Consider the following 6375-nt stretch of genomic DNA (forward strand, 5'->3'; position numbering starts at 1 on the left):
GTGATCGTCTCGGAGCCGATCTGTCACCATCTTGAGACCTGAAAAGGGCTTTTGTGGTGACTTGAGGGCCCGCGGACCAGTATGATGATGCTCGTTGGAACGCCCTCGGCACGAGGGGATCAGGGACCCCGTTGACCTGCCGAGGCGTTCGGGGAAGCCGCGATTCAGGGACCGCGCCCCCGAGCCCAACAGGAGGCCCCGCACCGGTGGTGCGGGGCCTCGCCCCTTCTTCGCGGCCCCTCCGGGCCGGGCCCGCCCCTCCCGCCGGGGCCGAGGCGGCCGCTACGCCGATTCCCGCCGGGCGGGCTCGAGCCGCCACTGGCGCCTCAGGCCCTCGGCGTAGAGCCGGACCTCCGCCGCCATGTCCGTCCCGAGGGACTCGCGGGCCGCCGTGCGCGGCGTGGTCGCGCACAGCCACTGGATCTGCAGGCCGTCGCTGAGCGCCGTCAGCGTCCGGGCGATGAGGCGCGAGGGCGCGCCGGGGTGCACGGTTCCGGCCTCCTTGCCCCGCTCGAAGGCCCTTTCGAACATCTCGACGGTGCCCGCCAGGTGCCCGGCCATCCAGGCGTGCGCGGGGTGGTCGGCGTCGAGGACGGACACCGCGGTCGCGGTGTAGATCGCCACGAGCTCGCGATGGCGGGCGTTGTGCTCGACGAGCCGCGCGAAGGCGTCCAGGAGCAGCCACGGATCCTCCCTGTCCTCCTCCCGGAGGATCCGGGAGGAGGCCTGCCGGTCGCGGCGCTCCAGGACCTGGGCGAACAGGGCGCCCTTGGAGGAGAAGTGGTGCAGCAGGCCCGCCTTGGAGATGTCCGCGGCGTCGGCGACGTCGGCCAGGGAGGTGCCCGCGTAGCCGCGCGCGCCGAACAGGGCCACGGCCTCGTTGAGGATCCGCTCGCGCTTGTCCTCGCTGCCGGTGGGGGGCCGGCCGGGTCCGCGCCGCCGGGGCGCGGGGGTTGGTGAGACGGCGGATTCGGACGGAAGACTCATACCGGCATTGTGGCACCCGCCGCTCCGCCCGCCCTCCGGCCGCCGCCTCCGCCCGCCCACCGCCCGCGGCCCGGCGCGCCTTCGCGCCCCGCCCGCGGACACGCCCGCGACCCCCGCACCCGCGCCGCGAGCCGCGCGCCCCTATGGTGGATGGCGCGTTCGCGCCGTCGCCTCGGCGCATCCCTGACCTCCAGGAGGAATGACCATGTCCACGCCGATCAGCCGAAGACTCCTCGCCGCTCCGGTCGCGCTCCTGCTCGCCGTCGGGCTCCTCGCCGCCTGCGGCGGCAACGGCTCCACCACCGGCTCCACCAGCGCGGCCCCGGGTTCGGGCTCCACCACCGCGGCCGACGGCGCCGCCCCGCCCTCGGGGGGCGCGCCCGTCCCCTCGGAGGGGGCGCCCTCGCCCTCGGCCTCCGAGGACGCCACCGACTGGCCCCCGTCGTCGACCTCCACTCCGCTGCCGGAGCCCACCGGGAGCCCCACGACCGATCCCGCCCTCGAGGAGGCCTGGTCGACCGCCGTGCGGGCGATCGCCGACGACGACTCCGCCGCCTTCCTCACCGTGGCGGCCCAGAGCGTCTACGACAGGATGACCGCCGAGCAGAAGTCCGTCAGGACCGTCTTCAACGACTGGGACATGATGGGGGCCCGGTGGTCCGAGTTCGGGGTGGACAACCCCCGGATCGAGGTGACGGCCGGCTCGTGCACGCAGGGGGCGGAGCCGCCCTCGGACGGGGACTCGGAGGGCTCCCCCACGGTGACCTGCCGCCTGACCTTCACCAACGACGCCGGCGGGGCGCCGGACAAGACGATGGGCCTGTTCTACCTGCAGCGCAACGAGGACGGCTCCTGGACGATCGTCGGCTACCTCCGCCAGTACCTGTGAGCAGGCCGCGGGCGCGCCCCGGAGATGGAGGGCGCGCCCGCGGTGAAGAGCCGGCCCGGACCCCGGTCGGGGGCCCGGGCCGGCGTCGGCGTCGTCGTCGGCTCAGACGGCGCTGGCGGCCGACGGCGCCCAGGCCTCGCCCCGGGCGATGAGCGCCAGGCCCGCGCCCTCGCCCTCGGGGCTGACGTCCACGACGACCTCCTGGCCGTCGAGGACCTCCCCGCCCAGGATCATGCGGGCCAGCCGGTCGCCGATCTCGCGCTGGACCAGGCGGCGCAGCGGGCGCGCCCCGTAGGCGGGGTCGTAGCCCTCGTCCGCCAGCCAGGCGCGGGCGGCGTCGGTGACGGTGAGCGTGAGCCGGTGGTCGGCCAGGCGCTGCTGCATCCTGGCCAGCTGGATCTCCACGATCCGGCCCAGCTCCTCCTTGGTCAGGGCGTCGAAGACGAGGATGTCGTCCAGGCGGTTGAGGAACTCGGGCTTGAAGGCCGCGCGCACCTGGGCCATGACCTCCTTGCGCTTCTCCTCCGGGCTGAGCAGCGGGTCGATGAGGAACTGGCTGCCCAGGTTGGAGGTGAGCACGAGGATGACGTTGCGGAAGTCCACGGTCCGCCCCTGCCCGTCGGTCAGGCGCCCGTCGTCGAGCACCTGGAGCAGGATGTCGAAGACCTCCGGGTGGGCCTTCTCGACCTCGTCGAGCAGGACCACCGAGTAGGGCCGGCGGCGCACCGCCTCGGTGAGCTGGCCGCCCTCCTCGTAGCCGACGTAGCCGGGGGGCGCGCCCACGAGGCGGGCCACCGCGTGCTTCTCGGAGTACTCGGACATGTCGATGCGCACCATGGCGCGCTCGTCGTCGAACAGGAAGTCCGCCAGCGCCTTGGCCAGTTCGGTCTTGCCCACGCCCGTGGGCCCCAGGAACAGGAAGGAGCCGGTGGGGCGGTCGGGGTCGGCCACCCCGGCGCGCGAGCGGCGCACGGCGTCGGCCACGGCGGCCACCGCGGCCCTCTGGCCGATGAGGCGCTCGCCGATGACCCGCTCCATCTGGAGCAGCTTGTCCTGCTCCCCGGCCAGGAGCTTGCCCACGGGGATCCCGGTCCAGGACTCCACGACCTCGGCGATCTCCACGGGGCCGACCTTCTCGGCGATCATCGGCTCGGCCGCGGCGCGCTCGACCCCGTCGGGCCCCACGATGCTCGCGGCCGCCCTCTCGCCGGCCTCGGCGTCGCGGATCTGCTTCTCCAGGGCGGGCATCTCGCCGTAGCGCAGGCGCCCGGCCTCCTCGAAGCTGCCCTCGCGCTCGGCCAGGTCGGCCCTGGTGCGCAGCTCGTCGAGGGCGGCGCGCAGCTCGCCGACCCGGTTGTGCCCGGCCTTCTCCGCCTCCCAGCGGGCGCCCAGCGCGGCCAGGCTCTCGGAGGCGTCGGCCAGCTCGGCGCGCAGGCGCTCCAGGCGCTCGACGGCGGCCCGGTCGACGGAGGCGGAGTCGGCCCCGCCCTCCTCCTCGATGGACTCGGCCAGGTAGGCCTCCTCCATGCGCATGCGGTCCACCCGGCGGCGCAGCTCATCGATCTCGACGGGGCTGGAGTCCAGCTCCATGCGCAGGCGCGAGGCCGCCTCGTCGATGAGGTCGATGGCCTTGTCGGGCAGCTGGCGGGCGGTGATGTAGCGGTCGGACAGGGTGGCGGCCGCCACCAGGGCGCCGTCGGAGATGGTCACCTGGTGGTGGGCCTCGTACTTGGGGGCGATGCCGCGCAGAATGGCGACGGTGTCCGCCACGGAGGGCTCGCCGACGAAGACCTGCTGGAAGCGGCGCTCCAGGGCGGGGTCCTTCTCAATGCGCTCGCGGTACTCGTCCAGGGTGGTGGCGCCCACCATGCGCAGCTCGCCGCGGGCGAGCATGGGCTTGAGCATATTGCCGGCGTCCATGGCGCCCTCGGAGCCGCCGCCCGCGCCGACGACGGTGTGCAGCTCGTCGATGAAGGTGATGATCTCGCCGTCGGAGTCCTTGATCTCCTTCAGGACGGCCTTGAGGCGCTCCTCGAACTCGCCGCGGTACTTGGCGCCGGCCACCATCCCGGACAGGTCCAGGGCGATCAGGCGCTTGTCGCGCAGGGAGTCGGGCACGTCGCCGGCGACGACGCGCTGGGCCAGCCCCTCGACGACGGCGGTCTTGCCCACGCCGGGCTCGCCGATGAGGACGGGGTTGTTCTTGGTGCGCCGGCTCAGGACCTGCACGACGCGGCGGATCTCGGCGTCGCGGCCGATGACCGGGTCGAGCTTGCCCTCCCGGGCGGCCTCGGTCAGGTCGGTGCCGTACTTCTCGAGGGTCTTGTAGGTGCCCTCGGGGTTGGCGGAGGTGACGCGGGCGGAGCCGCGGACCTGGGGCAGGGCCTCGACGAGGGCCTGCGGGGTGGCGCCGGCGTCGGCCAGGGCGCGGGCCACGGTGGCGGAGCCGGAGGCGTCGCCCCTGGCCAGGCCGATGAGCAGGTGCTCGGTGGAGATGTACTCGTCGCCCAGCTCCTTGGCCGCCTCGCCGGCGGCCTCCAGGGCGGCCAGCAGGGCGCGCGAGGGCTGGGGCTGGGTCACCGAGGAGCCCGAGGATGCGGGCAGCCGGGTCAGCATGCGGCGCGCGGAGGCGCCCACGGCCTGACGGGCCGCGGCGTCGGGGCAGACGGCGGCGAGCAGTCCGGCGGCGACGCCGTCGGGCTGGGCCAGGAGCTCGACGAGTAGGTGCGCGGGCTCGATCTGGGGGTTGCCGGCCGCGGCGGCGGCCTGCATGGCCCCGGAGATCGCCTCCTGCGACTTGGTGGTGTAGTTCGTGTCCATATATATGGGACCTCCTTGACGTGTTCGTGACGGCCGGGCCCGGCGCGGGCGGCGCGGGGCCCGAGTGTCTCCGTGGAATCCAACCCCGGCAGAGTTGAGTCTATTCCGCTCAACTTTGCCGAAGGCCTTGTGACCCGAACCACGTGACCCTTGACGAACTCGACTCCGAGGCGGACCATATCGACTATCGATGCATCGATCATCGATATGCTCACCGGCGCCCCGCCCCGACGAGGAGGATCGTCATGACACGCGCTCGAGGACCCGCCGCGGACCGGGCCCCCGGAGCGAGCGAGCGCGCTCGCACGAGTGCGGACACCGGGCCCCCGGATTCCCCCGACCCGGGCGGCGCGGAGGAGGGCGGGGCCCGCCGCGATCCGCCGTGGTGGGACACGAACGACTTCGCCCTCATCGTCCTGGCCGCCGTCCCCGCACTGGGATTCATCGGCTACGGCCTCGCCCCGCTCCTGCGCACGCTGGTCACCATGGTCCGCACCGGAACCGTGCCCGCCCGGATCGCGGACCTGCCGCTCGACGCCGTCGGCGCCGGGGCCGCGGGCATCCGGCCGCACGTGGACGGCGGCAGCGCCGAGCTCCTGGTCACGCTCACCGACGTCCCCGCCCTCTGGGTGGGGCTCCTCGTCATCGCCAACGCGATCGGCGTCGCGCTCGTCGTCGTCGCGCTCGCGGCCGTCGCGCGCCTGGCCCTGAGCGTCCACGGCCTGCGCCCCGCCACCTGGCCGCAGGTGGTGCACCGCTCGCGGGTCATGCGCTGGACGATCACCGCGGCCTTCGTCTGGTTCTGGTTCGTCCAGCACGATCCCCTCGCCCGGGTCCTCGAACGGTCCGCGCAGGGCTCCGAGCTGCTCGACCGCCTGCCCGAGGGCGCCGACATCCTCCTGCAGGGCTCGTTCGGCTTCGGCCCCTTCCTCACCGCAGCCCTGGCGACCTGGCTCGTCGACCTGCTCATCACGGCCCTCGACCGCTCCGCCCGCGCCGCCGCGGCGCTGCGGATCGAGAACACCGAGCTGCGCAGCCAGACCGAGGGGCTCGTATGACGTCCGGGCGGCGCCCCGAGCTGGACGGGGGGACGCCGCCGCAGGATCCGGGGGCGCGGGTGGTCTGCCACCTCGACCGGCTCCTGGAGGCGCGCGCACTGACCCTCGTCGAGCTCTCCGAGCGCGCGGGCATCACCGCCGTCAACCTCTCGGTGCTCAAGAACGACCGCGCCAGGGCCATCCGCTTCTCCACCCTCGTCGCCGTCTGCCGGGCCCTGGACTGCGGCGTCGGAGACCTCCTCGAGATCATTCCGGACCCTCCTGCGCAATCGCGTTCTTCATGACGGTGATCCGGGGTAGGATGACGGCGTTCCTGTGATCTACACGACTCGGTCGCCGGGCGCCCCGCGGCACCGGCACCGGGCGCCCAAGGAGGGCATGATGCGCCGTCCCCGTTCCTCTCTCGTCGCGGCACTGCTGGGCGCCTGCCTCATCCTGGGCGCCTGCAACCAGGGCGGATCCGCCGAATCCTCCGAGACCGACGAACCCGCCGCGACCGCCACCACGGCCGCGCAGGAGCCGACGAGCAGCGCCCCCGGGGTGAGCGTCCGCCGCAGAACCGACAGCCCCGCCCCGCCCTCACCCAGCGCCTCCCCCACGCCCTCCACCCGCTCCACGCCC

General features: G+C 73.9%; 5 protein-coding genes and 1 pseudogene. 4 read left to right on the top strand and 2 right to left on the bottom strand.

Annotation, left to right across the window (positions count from 1 at the left end; genetic code table 11):
• Positions 1-282: 282 nt before the first annotated feature.
• Positions 283-987 carry a TetR/AcrR family transcriptional regulator gene (locus G446_RS0111310; RefSeq protein ID WP_084779198.1) on the bottom strand — a complete coding sequence of 235 codons (705 nt, stop codon included), beginning with the start codon at positions 985-987 and terminating at the stop codon, positions 283-285.
• Between the two features lie 205 nt (positions 988-1192).
• Here G446_RS0111310 and G446_RS0111315 point away from each other — a divergent pair, with 205 nt between their 5' ends.
• The gene (locus tag G446_RS0111315) at positions 1193-1876 is read left to right on the top strand and encodes a hypothetical protein (protein ID WP_156916635.1); all 684 of its coding nucleotides are present in this window, start codon (positions 1193-1195) and stop codon (positions 1874-1876) included.
• 102 nt (positions 1877-1978) lie between these two features.
• On the opposite strand, the gene G446_RS0111320 is transcribed toward G446_RS0111315, so the two are convergent.
• On the bottom strand, positions 1979-4696 hold the full coding sequence (locus G446_RS0111320; RefSeq protein ID WP_026410231.1) for an ATP-dependent Clp protease ATP-binding subunit: 2718 nt from the start codon (positions 4694-4696) through the stop codon (positions 1979-1981).
• A 245-nt stretch (positions 4697-4941) separates the two neighbouring features.
• Here G446_RS0111320 and G446_RS0111325 point away from each other — a divergent pair, with 245 nt between their 5' ends.
• The 3 genes and pseudogenes from G446_RS0111325 to G446_RS20075 form a co-directional block, all read left to right on the top strand.
• Positions 4942-5754: a hypothetical protein gene (locus tag G446_RS0111325; RefSeq protein WP_026410232.1), complete on the top strand. Its 813-nt coding sequence runs from the start codon at positions 4942-4944 to the stop codon at positions 5752-5754.
• Complete coding sequence (locus tag G446_RS0111330; RefSeq protein ID WP_051285951.1) at positions 5751-6038, top strand: helix-turn-helix domain-containing protein; 288 nt, start codon at positions 5751-5753, stop codon at positions 6036-6038. Before G446_RS0111325 ends, G446_RS0111330 begins: the two co-directional genes overlap by 4 nt.
• Positions 6039-6135: 97 nt before the next feature.
• Positions 6136-6375, top strand: a pseudogene (locus G446_RS20075) (hypothetical protein); the annotation flags it as partial.

The sequence above is a fragment of the Actinomyces dentalis DSM 19115 genome (assembly GCF_000429225.1).
GTDB classification, from domain to species: Bacteria; Actinomycetota; Actinomycetes; order Actinomycetales; family Actinomycetaceae; genus Actinomyces; species Actinomyces dentalis.

Coding starts and splice junctions, on each gene's coding strand:
- G446_RS0111325 (WP_026410232.1), top strand. CDS start 4,942: ATGACACGCGCTCGAGGACCCGCCGCGGACCGGGCCCCCGGAGCGAGC.
- G446_RS0111320 (WP_026410231.1), bottom strand. CDS start 4,696: ATGGACACGAACTACACCACCAAGTCGCAGGAGGCGATCTCCGGGGCC.
- G446_RS0111310 (WP_084779198.1), bottom strand. CDS start 987: ATGAGTCTTCCGTCCGAATCCGCCGTCTCACCAACCCCCGCGCCCCGG.
- G446_RS0111315 (WP_156916635.1), top strand. CDS start 1,193: ATGTCCACGCCGATCAGCCGAAGACTCCTCGCCGCTCCGGTCGCGCTC.
- G446_RS0111330 (WP_051285951.1), top strand. CDS start 5,751: ATGACGTCCGGGCGGCGCCCCGAGCTGGACGGGGGGACGCCGCCGCAG.